Consider the following 16,609-nt stretch of genomic DNA (forward strand, 5'->3'; position numbering starts at 1 on the left):
CTTCACTTATTATATCATAAGGCTCTTTTTCTTCACTTCGCTTACTATGTTCTTAGATATATATTAGATATATAATAGTATATTTCAAAAAGTCTATATTTCCAGAAAGCTGTATCTCTATAATCACTTTTATCTTGTCATTTGTAATGGCTTTTACATCAAGTACGGATTCTTTTAAGTTAATATTTTCTGGTAAGTTGTGAGGATTGATTATTTGTAAGTTGTGTACAGTTTCAAATCCTAAGTCTTCAAGTACGGCATTTACTATGTTATCAAGTATATCCTCATTGCCAACAGAGCCTAAAAGATAGCGTACAAAATAATCGTTCATTCTGTTTATATTATACTCCAAAATTATAATAATAAATATTAGTTAAACAAGTTTTTTATGCGAAATAAGCCTATAAAAGAAATTTTTTTATAAGAAATAGTAAATAAGTTTTTTAATAAAAGATATGCTCTATAAAAAATATAATGTACTATTTATTAAAAATCTGATTACCCCGCCCACCCGCCCCAATATATACTTTTTAATCTAATTTGTTACTTACAATGCAATAAAAAAGTGCATACCTTGTTTAAGATATGCACTTTTTTATTAGTTATTTTTTTATTTACTAAAATTATTTATATGATGTATTAATTAGACTTTTCTATCTTGTCAAAACCAGTAAATGCTCTTAAAGCCTCTGGTATAATAACACTTCCATCTGCCTGCTGATAGTTTTCAAGTATAGCAATCCAAGTTCTTCCAACAGCAATACCAGAACCATTCAAAGTATGTACTAATTCTGTTTTACCGTTTCTTCTAGTTCTCATCTGCATACGTCTTGCCTGATAATCCCAACAGTTGCTCACGCTTGATATTTCTCTATATGTATTTTGTGAAGGAAGCCACACTTCTATATCAAAAGTTTTGTAAGCAGCATTACCTATATCACCAGAAGAAAGTACTACAACTCTATAAGGAAGTTCTAAAGCCTGCAAAATACTTTCAGCATCTTTAAGCATTTTTTCATGCTCTTCTTTAGATTTGTCAGCAGCACATACCTTTACAAGCTCCACTTTATCAAATTGATGCTGTCTTATAAGTCCCCTCATATCGCGTCCGTAAGAGCCTGCCTCAGAACGAAAGCATGGAGTATAGGCTGTTGCGTATATAGGAAGCATATTCTCTGGTATAATCTCTTCTCTGTATATATTGGTAAGCGGAACTTCAGCAGTAGGTATTAGGTATAAAGCAGGATCATCAGTAGTTTTAAATAAATCCTCTTCAAACTTTGGAAGCTGACCAGTACCAGTCATAGTTCTTGAATTAACAAGCATAGGAGGCACATACTCTGTATAGCCATGCTCAGAAGTGTGTTTTTTTAGCATAAAATTAATCAATGCTCTCTCTAAAGCTGCCCCTTTGCCCTTCATAAGAGAAAAACGAGTTCTAGCCATTCTCACAGCTCTTTCAATATCAAGTATATCAAGACCTAATGCCACATCAACATGATCTTTAACTTCAAAGTCAAATTTACGAGGCTCTCCCCATCTGATAATCTCTTTATTTGCATTCTCATCATCGCCTTCAGGTACATCTTCTGAAAGCATATTAGGCAGATAAAGTATTTCATTATTAACCGATTCTTCAAGTTCTGTTAATTTTTCTTCTTTTTTATTTAAGGATTCTGTAAAAGTTTTCATCTCTTCTTTTATTTTTTCAGCTTCTTCTTTATTTCCTGCTTTCATATATTCGCCGATTTTTTTAGAAGCCTCATTTTTTTTAGATCTGTCCTGTTCTACTTCTTTTAATAAATTAAGTCTTTCATGTTCTAATGATTTTAACTTATCCAAAGATACTTTACTTCTTCTCTTTCTTAAATTCTCTTCTACTAGTTCAATATTTTCTCTTATTAATTTTACATCTATCATAATAAAAATCCTTAAATAAAATTTATATAATTATACTACTTATTTAAAAATAGTAAATTGTATTTTGAGAAAATTTATAATATGCCTAAACAATTATAATAAGTAAAAATAGAGTTATATTTTATTTTTTTAGTCTATTTTGATAAAAGTTAAATAAAAAATTGACAAACTAAAAATTTTTAATACATCATAATACTAAAAGACTTAATCAGAAAAAATTATATATGCTTTATAATCCACTCATAGCGTTTTTTAAGCTCGCGTTCTTCGCCTATATCAACAGGCTCATAATACTCTTTTTTTATGCCATGTTCTAAATAGTCCTGCTTTACTATATGATAAGGAAATTCATGAGGGTATTTATATTCTTCATTACTCTTTTTATCAAATGACGCCGAGTGATTATCTTTTAAATAATTAGGTATAGAATAAAGCTCTCCGTTTCTTATATCTCTAATAGCCTTATTTATAGCATTATAAGCAGAGTTTGATTTAGGACATAAAGCCAAATATATGGTAACTTCAGCTAAAGGAATGCGTCCTTCAGGCATACCTATAAAATCAATAATACTTACAAGAGAGGCAGCAATATTCATAGCATTAGGCTCGGCAAGCCCAATATCTTCTGAAGCTAATATACATAAACGCCTTGCTATATATCTAGGGTCTTCTCCCGCCTCAAGCATTCTTGCTAAATAGTAAACGGCGGCATTAGGATCGCTTCCCCTTACACTTTTTATAAAAGCACTTATTGTATTATAATGTTCATCTTCATCAAATGTCATAGCCTGCTTGCTTGTAACATCTTTTACTATTTCTTCTGTAATTGTGAGTTTTTCTTTAGTTTCATCTATTTGCGTAGCTAGATACGAGGCCTCAAGATATGTAAAAGCCTTTCTTACATCTCCATGAGAGTATCGTACTATTAAACTGACAGCCCCATCTTCTACAGCAACGTCATCTTCGCCTAAACCTCTTTTATCAGTAATGGCTTTTAAGAGAGCTTCTCTTATATCATTATCATCAAGATTTCTAAACTCAAAAAGCATTATACGAGAAAGAAGTGCATTATTAAGGTAAAAGTATGGATTTTGAGTGGTGCTTCCTATAAGTATTACAGAACCGTTTTCTACAGCTGGAAGAAGTGCGTCCTGCTGACTTTTATTAAATCTATGTATTTCATCTATAAAAAGGATAGTTTTTTTTCTGTTTTCTAAATTTTTCTCGGCTTTTTTAATAGCTTCTCTTATTTCAGAAACATTTGAAAGCACAGCATTAAGTTTGATATATTCGCTTTTAGTTTTTTTTGCGATGATTGAGGCAACTGTAGATTTACCTACACCAGGAGGACCAAAGAAAACCATAGAAGTAATTTTATCATTATCTATCATTTTTCTTAAAGTTTTATCTTTGCCGAGTATATGCTTCTGTCCGAAAACTTCTTCTATTGAAAGAGGACGCATTCTCTCAGCCATAGGCTTGAAAGAATTAATATCTTCTTCAAAATCAAACATTGAGTTTTTCAATATATTCCTCTACTAATGGTATATAATTCATAATATTTTCTATTCTATCTTTTATTTCATACTCAAGCAAATCGGCTATAGATATATAATCCTCATTTGCAAAAGCATCAAGCACATTATTCATCATATTATTAAAATCACTGATAGCATCAGAAAGAGATACGGAGTTCAGATAAATTTGAGAATAGTCTATAGAATAAAGCGAAGCGGCATTTGAAAGTATACTGAATGAAAAACTCACTATTCTTGAAAATTTTTCAGCATATATAAAAGCCTCTTTATCATTTCCAGACTGAAGTTTATTAACTATAGAATCTAATATATCTAAAATTAGAGGTAAGAATTTAGGCAGGCTTCCAACTTTGTATAAAACATTGCTTTCTGTTATATTATTTGCAAATAATGCAATAGTGTTTATTTTTGCCTCTTCTACGACAAGCTCCATAGCAGGAATCATCTTATCATTTAAAAAAGGCTTTAAATCATCATTAAAAAACTCATTAACTTTATCTAAACTCTCTGATATACTGTTTAATCTTTCTAATTTTACCTCAAGCATTTTTAATATATGTATTATATTATATGATTCCAAACTCATATTAAATAAGAATATAGTTCTAGGCACTGAATCAAGTACCCAAAGCATTCCGTCTTTTAAGGCAAGGATATCTTTTTCGTTTATTTTTTCCGTATTTGAAACATTCTGCAAATATTCTATAATCGACATAATAGAATAAAGAGAATATTCTGCATGACTTAATGCCTCCACTTCTATTTTCTGAACATTATCTATAGCTATAGTTTCATATTCTTCGTCTATGTACGGCTGCAATTCTCTTCCGTCTATATTAACTTTATTTATTAAAAAATCATTAGAATTGCACCAACTTTCTATTGGTTTTAATATTTCATAAGCATTTTTTTCATTTTCAAGCATTACTGATAATTCTTTACCGTTTATAAATATATTCATGTTTTTGCACCGTAAATAAAAATTATTTTAATAAATTCTATATTATTTTAGATTTTCGGATTTAATAATTTTTTAATAACGACTTTTTAAGTATAAAAACTAATATAAGGAAAGACAAATACAAAAAATTATTGACGATATGAAAATAATTATTATATTACATTCTGTAATATTATTGATTGTATATGGAGTGAAAATAAAAATGAGAAGATTCAATAGTCTGGCATTTAAAGTGCCTATAATTCTTTGTATTGTTACAACCATACTAATAACAATACTTCTAATAATTTCCCTTACAATAGCTGGAAAAGGAATATCTAAAAGCAGATTTGAAGGTTTTGAAACAACAGTAAGAGGTTATTCATCAGTATTCGATGCTTGGTTTAGAACGCAGTCTTATCTATTAGAAACTTATGCCTCTGTGCCAATAGTAGGAGAATATCTTGAGTACAAAGATTATACTACAACAGACAGATTAAATGCTACATTAAAAACATTCAGAGAAAAAAATGCCTGTGCTATACATGTTGGAATAGTTGATAACAATGGTATTATAATAGCTGACAGCGATTATCCAAAATGGATAGGAACTAAATTCACAGACAGTAATATTGATATATGGAATAAATTAAAAAATAGACAATATGGATACGGCAGTGTAAGCTATGGTAATGAACTTGCAGCATCCGAGGTTAATGGAGAATTATCTTTTATTTTTGCTGCTCCTGTAAAAAACGGCAATAAAGATGTAGGATATTTATATACTGTGTTTAACTGGAGAGAATTTTATAAAAACTATATAGAAGGTATACAATTAGGAAAGACTGGCGGTTTGGATGTAATAACTCCTAATTTGAAAGTAGTAATGAATACCGACTACAATAAAGTTAATACAGATGCTCCTTCAGTTTATAAAAGTGTATTTGATAATAATTTATCTAAGGGTGTAGTTACATATACTGCTAATGAGCATAAAATGATGGGCTCTTACACTAAAATGAAATATGTTCCTTGGATTACTTCTATGACTATGACTTCAGAAGAAATATTTGCAGAAAATAAAAATGCTGTGATAAGCGGTATTATATTTGGTATAATAACTATAGCTTCTATAGCTGTATTTATTAATATATTTATACGTTCTATAACCAAGCCGCTTTCTATAGTTGTAAATGAGGCACAAAAAATAGAAAGAGGTGATTTGAGTACTTCTCAAAGAAAAATTAAGCCTAGAAAAGATGAAATAGGACTTCTTGCCGAAAGTTTTAATAATATGAGAAACAAATTAGTAGAAACTATTAAAGAAGTTAATAATGCCTCTGTATGTATAATGAATGCTTCTGAAAAATTGGCTGCTGGAAATATGGAGCTTTCTAAAAGAACGGAATCGCAGGCAGCAAGTCTTCAAGAGACAGCAGCTTCTATGGAACAGATGGCTTCCACTATAAAATCTTCTACTGAATATTCTTTAACTGGTAATGATATGATGATATCTTCAAAATCTTCTATAGATGAAGCAGGAGATATTATTATACAAACTACTTCCAATATAGAAGAAGTCTATGAAGCGAGTACAAAAATAAGAAATATTACTAAAATAATAGAAGACATTGCATTTCAAACCAATATATTAGCCCTTAATGCTTCGGTGGAGGCAGCAAGAGCTGGAGATCAAGGAAGAGGTTTTGCGGTAGTAGCAAGTGAGGTTAGAAACTTAGCACAAACTACTCAGTCATCAGTAAAAGATATTACAGATTTGGTAGATAATGCCTATGATAAAATAAATAAAGCTACAGAAACAGCAAGACAATCACAAGAAATATTTAAAGATTTAAAATCTAAAATAGATGAAACAGCTAATATAATGAGAGGAATAAGTTCAGCAGCCGTAGAGCAGCAGTCTGGAGTAGAACAAGTTAATAGGGCTGTTTCAGAAATGGATGGTGCTACTCAGCTTAATAATACGTTAGTAAGCGAGGCAGAAGCTGCTTCAAAAGATTTGGTTGTGCAGGCTAATTCGTTACAAGATGCTATGAATTTCTTTAAACTATAAAATATCTTAAAATATCTTCATAAATGTGGGCATATATTTTAATAATATGTGCCTTCTTTTTTTATTAATACTTATTTAAAACTGAAAAAGTTGATCTATGGATGTTAATAGTTATTTCTTTTATACTAAGTTCAGTATTCTCGCTAAATAATATTTATAAAATCTCTAGCATTATAAACTTCCATATCATCTTCACTTGATATAAAGCGTTCGTATTTATTAATTACTTTAGGCATGATATTATTAACCGCCTTAATTATATTATAAGGCTATTTTTCTTCTACTTCACTTACTATATTATTAGATATACTGAAAATTCTTTAAGTTTGTCAATTTTTTGTTGTTCTTTTTCCTGCCTTCGCTCTGCGGGATTTGCCAAAATAACCTTATATCCTCGACAAGCTCGGATACGCTTCGCGAAAGTGCAAGTATTGAAATTATTATCAAATCGTATTAATTAAGTATTACATGTATGATAAATTACTGAATTTAGATAATATATAGCCTTTTTGCTGCACGCCATAGGCAGAAGTGTGGTCTGGCACAACTGTGTGATTCGCAGAAAAGCCCCAGATATTAAAAAGAAAATATAATTTTATTTTTGACAAATTATAGTTGTTTAGGTATATATTCCCAAATTATTAAATATTAGTTAAACAAATTTTTTATGCATAATAAGCCAAAAATATATAATTTTATTTCATAAATTATTTTTAATTATAAATTTTATAGATATATCTTTTTAAGAAATTTATAAGCAGTGCTGAAGAAAAAATATTATACAGCTTTTATTTACAATCTAATTACCTCACACACATAACAAGACTATAAATGATAATTTTTTAAGCAAGAAATACAAAGAACAATATTATGCCATATAAAACAAAGATATATTTATATTATCTATTTTTATGTGAAAAACAAAATAAAAAAATTCTATACAAAGTATTGATATTTAAAGTGTTTTCATATATTATATAAATTTAGTATATATAATGAAAAAAATAAAGGAGAGAAAAAAAGATGAGTCATCATCATCACAGAGGACAATGGGGAACAAGAGCAGGTTTTATACTTGCTGCAATAGGTTCTGCTGTTGGTTTGGGTAATATATGGCGTTTCCCGTATATGGTTGCATCTAATGGCGGCGGAGCTTTTATGATAGTTTTTCTTATAGCTATGCTCACAGCTGGTATACCTATAATGATATTAGAGTTTTCTATAGGACACAAAACTCATAAAAGTGCTCCTGGTGCTTTGAAGGCACTTAATCCGTCTTGGGAATGGTTAGGCTGGCTTCAGGTATTTACATGTTTTGCAATAGTTGTTTATTATTCTGTTATTATTGCTTGGTCATTATCATATGGACTTTTTTCTATTCAGGGATTAAAATGGGGAACTGATACAGTTGGATTTTTTACAAATGAATATTTAAAACTTCAAAGCGGTTTTTCATTAAGTAATTTTAATATTGGTGTTGCAATACCTCTTGTTATTGTTTGGGTTATAATACTTATTTCTGTTATAGGCGGTGTTAAAGATGGTATAGAAAAAGCTAATAAAATATTTATGCCTTTATTAGCTGTTTTAGTTGTAATTATTCTCATTAGAGGTATAACTTTACCTGGTGCTTTGGCAGGTCTTGATTATATGTTCAAACCTGATTTCTCTAAACTTACTAATCCTAAGATTTGGATAGATGCTTATGGACAAGTATTTTATAGTATGTCTGTTGCTTTTGGTATAATGATTACATATTCAAGCTATCTTCCAGATGATTCTGATATAGCAAATAATGCATTTATGACAGGTTTTGCTGATACTAGTTTCAGTTTATTTGCAGGTATTACAGTATTTAGTATAATAGGTTATATGGCACATTCTCAAGGAAAAGAGGTTGCTGAAGTAGCTGGAAGCGGCGGTATAGGTTTGGCATTTATGGTATTTCCAGAAGCTATTAACTCTCTTCCGGGGTTAAACGGAGTATTTGGATTAGTATTTTTCTTGGTTCTTGCATTTGCTGGTCTTACTTCTGCTATTTCTCTTGCTGAGGTGGTAATATCTTCATTTATAGATAAATTCCATTTCAACAGAAAAAAAGTAAGTATTATTATTATAGTAATACAAGGTGCTATATCTATGGTATATGCTACTGGAAGCGGACTTTCTATACTTGATATAGTGGACGCCTTTGTAAACAATTATAATATTGTAGTAAGCGGACTTATAGAGATTATATTAGTTGCTTGGGTATATAAACTTGGTTCATTTAAAGAAACTATCAACACTGTAAGTGAGTTTAAAGTTGGTGTTTGGTGGGATTTCTGCTTAAAGTTTTTAACTCCTATATTTTTAGCTGTGATGCTTTCATTAAAATTAATTAATGATTTCAAAACTCCTTATGGCGGTTATCCTACTTGGGCTTTAGTTGCTTTGGGCTGGTCTATGCCTGTTATAGCATTTATAGTGGGTATATTATTTGCTAAGTTTAAAGACAGACAGCCTAATATAACTCATCAATCTAAATAAAACTAAATAAAGGAGATAAAATTATGGGAATAGATTCTGCTATATTTATGGGGCTTAGTTTGCTAGCTATATGGGGAGGTTTTGCTTTCTTTCTTAGTATAGCTTTAAGAAAAATGTAATATACAAAAATTAATATTTGATAAAGGCATAGACTTATTAGTCTATGCCTTTTTATATGAAACAAATAAATCTTAAATAAATCTTATAAAAGACTGCTTCTTTTGAACTATATAAAGTTATGAGTATTGTACAACATTAACAAAGGCAGGAAGAAGTTGAATAAAAAAACTATAAACTCAAAATTTTAATTGTGTACTAAAACAATTTTATTTTCTCAATTTCTATATTTCTGTAAAATATATTATCAACAACTTTAAATAAAGTTTTTAAGCAGAGGATAAATCTAGAAATGATATATTTTTTAATGATGAAGTTTTAAATTTCAAAACTATGTTAATTCATAAACAAATTACAATGATTTTAATAATGAAGGAGCTAATATTAATGGAATTTCTCTTTAATGAAATAATTTTTAATTCATAGATATGCATACAAATATATAAAAAAGAGGCCTAAACTGTCAAAGTTTAAGCCCCCAAATAAAACCTTTATGAATTAGCAAAATTACTCATTTGCACCGAAGGAAGGAAGATACCAAGTAATACCAGTAGTAGTTTCAAATAATACTGGAGAAAGATCCTGATTAGCAACAGCACCAGTTTTACCAGTTACATTACCATTAACATCCATCTCAAAGTACCATTCTAAGTCTTGAACAGGTCTTACATACATTTCAGCATAAGCAGCCCAAGTTAATGCATGAGTTGTTATCTGTGATGCACCTTTTCGTTTTTCTGAGGTTACTTTATAACCTATAGCAGGTTCAAAATAAAGAGACACTACATCGCTGCTTGCTGCCAAAGATAATACAGGTTTGATAGACAAAGAGAAAGGACTAACATCATATATATCTGACTGAGCAGTATTTTCACTTATAGCATAAGCACTTTGACCGCTGTACATGTCTCCTATTGTCAAATAATCAGTATTTAATACTGTTCCTCTTAATGCTTGGTGATAATCTATTCTGATATAAGGATTAACAGTTACATTACCTACTTGAGTATTCAAGAAGTATAATCTTAACTGCATACCAAATACTTCATAAATACTTTTACTGTTTAAAGCATTTTCCCAAGTACCGTTTTTATAATTGAAATCTACCCTTATTAAATTAAATGCATCTATTCCAGTATAATATCTTAATTCTATCTGATTAAAACCTACACCAGTAAATTTAGTACCAAGACCATGGTCGTTATCTGTTACTGCAACCTGTATAGGTATTGCTACTCTCAAGTTGTCATTTAAAGCATTAAATACTAATGTAGGAGTATGTACCTGTAAATATTTATCTATGTAAGTAAAGTTGTATCCCACACCAATACCAAACATATCAGAAGTGTATCCTATACCTGCTGATAATGTAGCATCTAATTGAATATCGCTGTTATTTCCAGAAAGAATTTGACCCATCCAGCCGCCGTCAGCTTTGAAACCTAATGTACCTTTAATAGTGTCATTGCCAAGTGTAAAACCTAACTGATCCATTCTTGCTCTGAACTGATTGCCATGCACAAGGAAGTTAATCCAGTCATTGCCGTCTACACCGTACATACCAAACACTGAGGTACTTGCTATGGTTAAAAGAGCCATAGCGGTTAATAAAACCTTTTTCATTTTTGATTCTCCTAAATATTTTTATAGTCTTTTGACAGTGCCTACTGAGAGATTGCTTAAGTAACTCAATAGACACCATAAAGATCCTCTACTAATTAGTCTACATAATTTTTATAAAAAGTCAATATTTTAAATAAAAATTATAAAAAAAATATTCCATCAATTAGATAATTACATACAAAAAATATAAATTTATAAAATTGCATTACTGTTTTCTAATGGTTTATAGTATAGTACGGTTATGTATTTTAGTACTATTTAGGACTATTATTGCAAAACTATGTAATATGATTTTACCAAGACATTTGAAAACCAAAACCCACATATATATCATTTAAAGTTGGATAGTTTTGAATTACACTTTTATCAATACTTGTAGGAAGTCTTAAAGCTAAAAGTAAATAAGGCTCTCCTGTAACTATATTCTGATATCCTGATACAGGGATACTTGCATCAAATCCTGCTTTTACAGCAATAGAATGCATATATTCGCTTGCATAATATGTATATCTATATGAAAGCGAGGCAAAGAAATTATCAAAATATATATGGCTTAAATTAAACTTGGAATCCAAATATCCTAATAGTTCAAAATCGCCACCCAAAAGAAGACTGCTTTTATATTTTTTATTTTGTACGTATGCATAAAACTCTTCTGGGGCTTTTACTTCTCTAGCTCCAAATACTGTAGAAGAGCCGTCAAATGCAGTATTTGTGCCGAAGGCATAAGAACCATAAAAACTTGCTCTTATAGGAACATATCTTGTTTGAAACTTTGTACTGAAGTCTATAGCAAATTTATTATATCTTATGGAATATGTGGGGTATATAGTTATATCAACTAGATCATCTCTGTATGGCTTATCGGTTTGTACTCTAAATATCATTGAGGCTTTGAGAGAAATATTAAAAGTATACGAAGAATATTTCCAAGTAAATGCTGATGATGTATTAGTTTGAGGATTTACAAATTCTGAAAATAAAGCACCAGATATTGAAGGCTCTAATAAGAAATGCACTTTATCGCTTTCTGTATTAATCAAAAACTGCATAGCAAGGTATGTATTTAATCTCCAATAATTGTATGTAGAATATACTACATCGCTTTTAAAACCAAAGTATAAAGGATAGAGCATACTAAAAGAAGTAACAGTGAGTTCAGTTTGCAGAAAATTAGAAGGTATATCGTACCCAAGCCATATTAATGCCAAATTATTCGCAGAAGGTGAAGAGACCACAGATAATATTCCAAGTCCGTTTACAAGAAAAGGGAAAGTTTCATTGATTTGAGGAAGAGGCACCCACATGCTCCAAGGCTTAAAATATTTAAAAGCATTGTAATTGCTAAGCTCCATTTGAGGAGTAAACTCATATTTATTAATCGTTTTATCATTATATGTGAAGTTTTTTATTATAGATGAATTGTCTGTATATTTCATAAGCATGTCAAACTCTGAAAATCTGCCTTTATAATAAATACTTTCTCCAGCATATACAGCAGAAAATACTCCTCCAGAATAGTCTTTTGTGTATAGCTTCATACTATTATTATTTAAATCAATTTCACCTAGTTTATAAAATCTGTCATTATTATTGTATGAAAAAATAAGTTTATTATTTGAGTATTTTAAATAACGTACATAATTAAGAGTGTTATCTTTTGTATCTATATATTTTAATGTTTTGTTATTATAATTAAATATTGCTATATGTTTTATTCCGTTATCTGTAACTATCAATGCTATATTATTATCATCAATAACTGCTGGAGAACTGTATCCAAAATTATCATTGGCTTGTAATAAAATTTCTTTTTCATTATTCTCATTAATATATACTAAAACAGAATTATGCAAATCTTTTGATATTCCTACAATTCCATTTCTAAAATATCTTGCATACTGCAGGTCAAACCATTTTCTTTTTGTTCTTCTTTTTTTATTTAAATCATATTCTTTTACAATGTATTTATAAAGTCCTCCATTAAACATATATGATACTATCAGTGCATTACTTCCGTCTTTTGATATATCCAAACTTTCAGAGCTTCTATCTATTAAAAACTCTAATTTCAAATCTTTTTTATTATTTTCATTATTTCTCTTTTCTTTATATGAATACAATGCCCCAATATCTCCGTCTATATAGTATAAAGTGTCATTGTATGAGGAAATATCATTAATAAAAGTTTCTTTATCATTTACTCTTAATTCTTCGCTTGGATTAATATTTGTAAGTACCAAATAGTTTTGAAAGTCTGACCATATTTCAGTAAATTTTATTCCATATACTTTTTTAAAAGCTCCGTAAACTCCAGAATTATAAACCAAAAATGAAAAATGAAGTCTTGTCTGCATTCTATTCCAAAACTCATTATACTTTTCCATTCCGAATCTGTCTTGTAAATATTTTGAGAATAGTCCTCCATATTCATAATATACATTCCCGTACGGCATTTTTGTCCATACATAAGAGGCTTGAATAGGTGTTCTAAAATTTCCTTCAAAAATATCCTGTCTTAACCTTTCTTTAACAAGCGGATCATTAGCACGCCCGAAACCTGTATAACTTTCCATACTTACAGGAGCACCCTCTATCATAAAAGGCATTGCGTTGATATGCACAAAAGAAGCCCAGTTCCCCATAACTTTTGTAGCAAGCCCAGTATTTTCTGATGCCATCGTTAGTAAATGAGTGAGTTCATGTATAAATACTGTTTCAAAGTTATTGCTGAAACTAGTGAAATTTTCGTCCAAATTGGTATCATAAAGTATAAGGCTTGAATTAGGTATTATCATTGCTGCCGAATTAAACATATTAAAATCAGGTGTTATGGTTATTGGAATTTTTCCTCTTACTGTGCTATTTAAAATTTTAGAGTATTTTTCGTATATATCATCAGCGACTTTGGCAAGGTTTTCAGCAGTTCTTCTGGACTCTATAGGAAAAATAATTTCAAACTTTTCTGTTTGTATGCTATATAACTTTCTAAATGGTTTAAAAACCTGCGTGTATAGATTCAGGTTTATAGTAAATATTAAGGCAAGAAATAAAATATACTTTTTCATAAATAATTAAATAATAGTATATTATAATTTTTGTTTTTTTCCAGTGCGTAAAGTATAAACTAAATGATATGTTGTTCATTTATGTATTTTTTATTATTTATTTTCTATTAATGAATAATATACATATATTAAAATTTTAATTTTTTAAAAATCATATATGTTAATAAAATATATTTTATTAATTATATTCTCATATAGATTTTATTTAGAAATAATGTAAAGCATAAATAAAATATTCAGCAATCAAACACAATTATTTTTTTAATTTATCATTCAGTTTTACTTGAGTTTCTATTTTTATACTTTTTATATTCCCTCATGAATTTCTTTATATCTGGAAATATTATATTTCCGTTCTTATCTATATCTATGCTTTTTATTTTTTTTATTTCTCTTAAAGAATATTCTGTTTCTTCTACCCCTATAGTGCTTAATATATCATAAATATTATATTTTAAATTTATTGTATTAGTTTCTTTAAAAAGTGTCTCCATTTTTATATAACTTTCCAAAATTAGCAGTACTTTTCCTACTATATTATTTACACTGAAAGTATTTATAGCCTGCATAATATTATATATTCTCATAGAAAGAAATTTAATATAGTGTACCCTTAATTCTCTATCTGTTTTTACAAGTTCTAGCATATCATTTTTATCAAATATTTTTATTATACTATCTTCAAGAGTTACTGCAGTTGTAAGAAGTATTTTATTATTTTCTAGCGAATTGTATCCATTGATTATTCCATTATCTGTATATATTGTTCTAGTAATGATTTTGGAATTGAACATAGTATATATTCCTACTTTACCTGACAATATTATGTAGAGTTTATCTGAGCTTTCTAATTCTGTGAATATACAAGTTCCTTTTTCTAGTTTATATATACCATCTATCACTAAACTTGCTGTATTAGATGGTTTTATTCTAGAGATGATTTTTTTATTTCTTCACTCTGCCCATTTAATTCTATATATTTATTGTACATTTTATAAGCGGCATCATCATATCCGTTATTTTTATATATTTCTGCGATTTTTAATATATTGCTTTCTTTTTTTAATGGTATATTTTTTTCTTTGCTGAAAACGTAGAAATATTGGTTTAAGCGTATTTCCATTACATTTGTCAAATGATCATATATTTTTTTTATTAAATTAGTATTTGTTATCTTGTCTAACTCATTTATATTAATTTCCATAACTTCCGTATCTTCTTCTGCTTTTACGGTTTCAAAGTATGGTATATTTATAGCAGCATTAATCAAACCTATAATATGTCCTCTTTTATGATATATATTATAGTTTTCTGAAAAATAATTATATGAAACAGCACTCCCTTTCGATATTATATAAAAACAATTTTTAGCATTTTCTCCATATATAAATATTATAGATGATTTTTTAAATTCTATTTTATTATACTTTATCATATTTCATCTCCAAAATCTTCATTCATTTTATCAGAGTTTCTTTTAAGATATATTTCATATTCCTTGAAAAAGCTATTAATATTACTTATTACAACATTTTTTTCATTCGTAATTTTTATGCTTTTTATTCTCTTTATTTCTCTTTCAACATAGTCAGTGTAATCTATAAATACCATACTTAATATATCATCTATGGTATGAAATAATGATATATAGTTTGTTCTTTTAAACATTAATTCTAATTTTATCAATCCTTCTATTACAGTTAAAATTTTTAGTATTACATTATTAATATTAACAGCTTTAATTCTTGCGATTGTATTGTATACCCTTGCCGACATCATTTTTATTAAATAAACTCTCACCGCTTTGTCTTCAATTATCATACTTTCAAATTCTTTTTTATCCATTACTTTTATAATAGAATCTTCTATTGCAATTGCTGTAGTCGCTATTATTTTTTTACCTAATAAATCTTTATATCCGAAAATATCATTATCAGAATATATCATTCTCGTTATTGGTTTGTGATTAAAATAACTATATACTCCAACAACTCCTGATTTTATCATATATATATAATTGTTTTGGCTTGTCTCTTCAAATATACAGCTTCCTTTTTTAAAATTAAAAACTCCTTTTGTTATTTCCTGCGGACTTTCTATAGGTTCTATTTTTGATGTTATAGTTTTTATTTCTTTTGTGTTTATTTTATTTGTATTATTTTTATATATTTTTAAAGCAGCATCTGAAAATCCTTTATCTTTATATGCTTTGAATACATCAATAATATTTAATTTTACTGTTGAATCAACTTTTGAATACTTGGATAAAAAATAATAATATTTTTTTATCCAAACTTCCATTGTATTTATTAGATGTTTATATATTTTATTCATTAATTCTACATTGTCTATTTTTTCTATTTCTCTTACATCTATTTCTATTACTTCAGTATCTTCTATTACTTTAGAAGTTGAGAAATATGGCTCATCCATAACAGCACTTACTATTCCTATTATATCACCTTTTTTATGCTCGTATTTGAAATTATCAGCAAAATAACTTTCAAATATTACTTTGCCTTTGTTTATAATGTAAAATTTTCCGTCTGGATATTGTCCAGATATGAATAGTGTTGATGATTTTTTGAAATTAATTTTATTATAATTTATCATCATATTTACAGACCCCTTAATAATAATAATAATATATTGTATTTTTTTAAAAATGATGTTACAGTAACAGTATCATAGATAGATAGATAACGGATAACGGATAACGGATAACGGATAACGGATAACGGATAACGGATAACGGATAACGGATAACGGATAACGGATAACGGATAACGGATAACACGAT

The 16,609-nt window shown here is 28.5% G+C and carries 11 protein-coding genes and 1 pseudogene; 3 read left to right on the forward strand and 9 right to left on the reverse strand.

All coding sequences use genetic code 11. From position 1 onward, the window contains the following. Positions 1 to 64: 64 nt before the first annotated feature. The 4 genes and pseudogenes from KQ44_RS11980 to KQ44_RS11995 form a co-directional block, all read right to left on the reverse strand. Positions 65 to 331, reverse strand: a pseudogene (locus KQ44_RS11980) (PD-(D/E)XK nuclease family transposase); the annotation flags it as partial. Between the two features lie 308 nt (positions 332 to 639). Then, positions 640 to 1,920 (reverse strand): serine--tRNA ligase, encoded by a 1,281-nt coding sequence (serS, locus tag KQ44_RS11985; protein ID WP_096737604.1) that lies wholly within the window; start codon positions 1,918 to 1,920, stop codon positions 640 to 642. Positions 1,921 to 2,138: 218 nt separating this feature from the next. Beyond that, a complete protein-coding gene (locus tag KQ44_RS11990) occupies positions 2,139 to 3,434 on the reverse strand; it encodes a replication-associated recombination protein A (RefSeq protein WP_096737605.1) in 1,296 nt (431 codons plus the stop codon). After that, on the reverse strand, positions 3,427 to 4,419 hold the full coding sequence (locus KQ44_RS11995) for a hypothetical protein (RefSeq protein ID WP_096737606.1): 993 nt from the start codon (positions 4,417 to 4,419) through the stop codon (positions 3,427 to 3,429). Before KQ44_RS11995 ends, KQ44_RS11990 begins: the two co-directional genes overlap by 8 nt. A gap of 202 nt (positions 4,420 to 4,621) precedes the next feature. Here KQ44_RS11995 and KQ44_RS12000 point away from each other — a divergent pair, with 202 nt between their 5' ends. The 3 genes from KQ44_RS12000 (at position 4,622) to KQ44_RS14335 (ending at position 9,120) form a co-directional block, all read left to right on the forward strand. Beyond that, positions 4,622 to 6,472, forward strand: a complete 1,851-nt coding sequence (locus tag KQ44_RS12000; protein ID WP_096737607.1) for a methyl-accepting chemotaxis protein — start codon at positions 4,622 to 4,624, stop codon at positions 6,470 to 6,472. Between the two features lie 1,023 nt (positions 6,473 to 7,495). Beyond that, entirely contained in the window at positions 7,496 to 9,001 is a 1,506-nt protein-coding gene (locus tag KQ44_RS12005) for a sodium-dependent transporter (RefSeq protein ID WP_096737608.1), read from the forward strand. Positions 9,002 to 9,024: 23 nt separating this feature from the next. Next, complete coding sequence (locus KQ44_RS14335) at positions 9,025 to 9,120, forward strand: MetS family NSS transporter small subunit (protein ID WP_013114021.1); 96 nt, start codon at positions 9,025 to 9,027, stop codon at positions 9,118 to 9,120. A 505-nt stretch (positions 9,121 to 9,625) separates the two neighbouring features. On the opposite strand, the gene KQ44_RS12010 is transcribed toward KQ44_RS14335, so the two are convergent. From KQ44_RS12010 to KQ44_RS12025, 5 genes are all read right to left on the reverse strand, one after another. After that, complete coding sequence (locus tag KQ44_RS12010; RefSeq protein WP_096737609.1) at positions 9,626 to 10,741, reverse strand: cell surface protein; 1,116 nt, start codon at positions 10,739 to 10,741, stop codon at positions 9,626 to 9,628. A 293-nt stretch (positions 10,742 to 11,034) separates the two neighbouring features. Further along, a complete protein-coding gene (locus tag KQ44_RS12015; protein WP_096737610.1) occupies positions 11,035 to 13,809 on the reverse strand; it encodes a TreP protein in 2,775 nt (924 codons plus the stop codon). A gap of 269 nt (positions 13,810 to 14,078) precedes the next feature. Next, complete coding sequence (locus KQ44_RS15215; protein WP_240516629.1) at positions 14,079 to 14,711, reverse strand: cyclic nucleotide-binding domain-containing protein; 633 nt, start codon at positions 14,709 to 14,711, stop codon at positions 14,079 to 14,081. 23 nt (positions 14,712 to 14,734) lie between these two features. Further along, positions 14,735 to 15,244, reverse strand: a complete 510-nt coding sequence (locus tag KQ44_RS15220) for a cyclic nucleotide-binding domain-containing protein (protein ID WP_240516630.1) — start codon at positions 15,242 to 15,244, stop codon at positions 14,735 to 14,737. Beyond that, the gene (locus KQ44_RS12025) at positions 15,241 to 16,425 is read right to left on the reverse strand and encodes a cyclic nucleotide-binding domain-containing protein (RefSeq protein WP_096737611.1); all 1,185 of its coding nucleotides are present in this window, start codon (positions 16,423 to 16,425) and stop codon (positions 15,241 to 15,243) included. Before KQ44_RS12025 ends, KQ44_RS15220 begins: the two co-directional genes overlap by 4 nt. Positions 16,426 to 16,609 lie beyond the last annotated feature (184 nt).

Source organism: Brachyspira sp. G79, assembly GCF_002379365.1.
Taxonomy (GTDB): Bacteria; Spirochaetota; Brachyspiria; order Brachyspirales; family Brachyspiraceae; genus Brachyspira.

Excerpts from the sequence above, each read along its gene's own strand:
- KQ44_RS15220 (WP_240516630.1), bottom strand. The coding sequence starts at position 15,244 with ATGATAAAGTATAATAAAATAGAATTTAAAAAATCATCTATAATATTT.
- KQ44_RS11995 (WP_096737606.1), bottom strand. The coding sequence starts at position 4,419 with ATGAATATATTTATAAACGGTAAAGAATTATCAGTAATGCTTGAAAAT.
- KQ44_RS12000 (WP_096737607.1), top strand. The coding sequence starts at position 4,622 with ATGAGAAGATTCAATAGTCTGGCATTTAAAGTGCCTATAATTCTTTGT.
- KQ44_RS12010 (WP_096737609.1), bottom strand. The coding sequence starts at position 10,741 with ATGAAAAAGGTTTTATTAACCGCTATGGCTCTTTTAACCATAGCAAGT.
- KQ44_RS12015 (WP_096737610.1), bottom strand. The coding sequence starts at position 13,809 with ATGAAAAAGTATATTTTATTTCTTGCCTTAATATTTACTATAAACCTG.
- KQ44_RS11990 (WP_096737605.1), bottom strand. The coding sequence starts at position 3,434 with ATGTTTGATTTTGAAGAAGATATTAATTCTTTCAAGCCTATGGCTGAG.
- KQ44_RS12025 (WP_096737611.1), bottom strand. The coding sequence starts at position 16,425 with ATGATGATAAATTATAATAAAATTAATTTCAAAAAATCATCAACACTA.
- KQ44_RS14335 (WP_013114021.1), top strand. The coding sequence starts at position 9,025 with ATGGGAATAGATTCTGCTATATTTATGGGGCTTAGTTTGCTAGCTATA.
- serS (WP_096737604.1), bottom strand. The coding sequence starts at position 1,920 with ATGATAGATGTAAAATTAATAAGAGAAAATATTGAACTAGTAGAAGAG.
- KQ44_RS12005 (WP_096737608.1), top strand. The coding sequence starts at position 7,496 with ATGAGTCATCATCATCACAGAGGACAATGGGGAACAAGAGCAGGTTTT.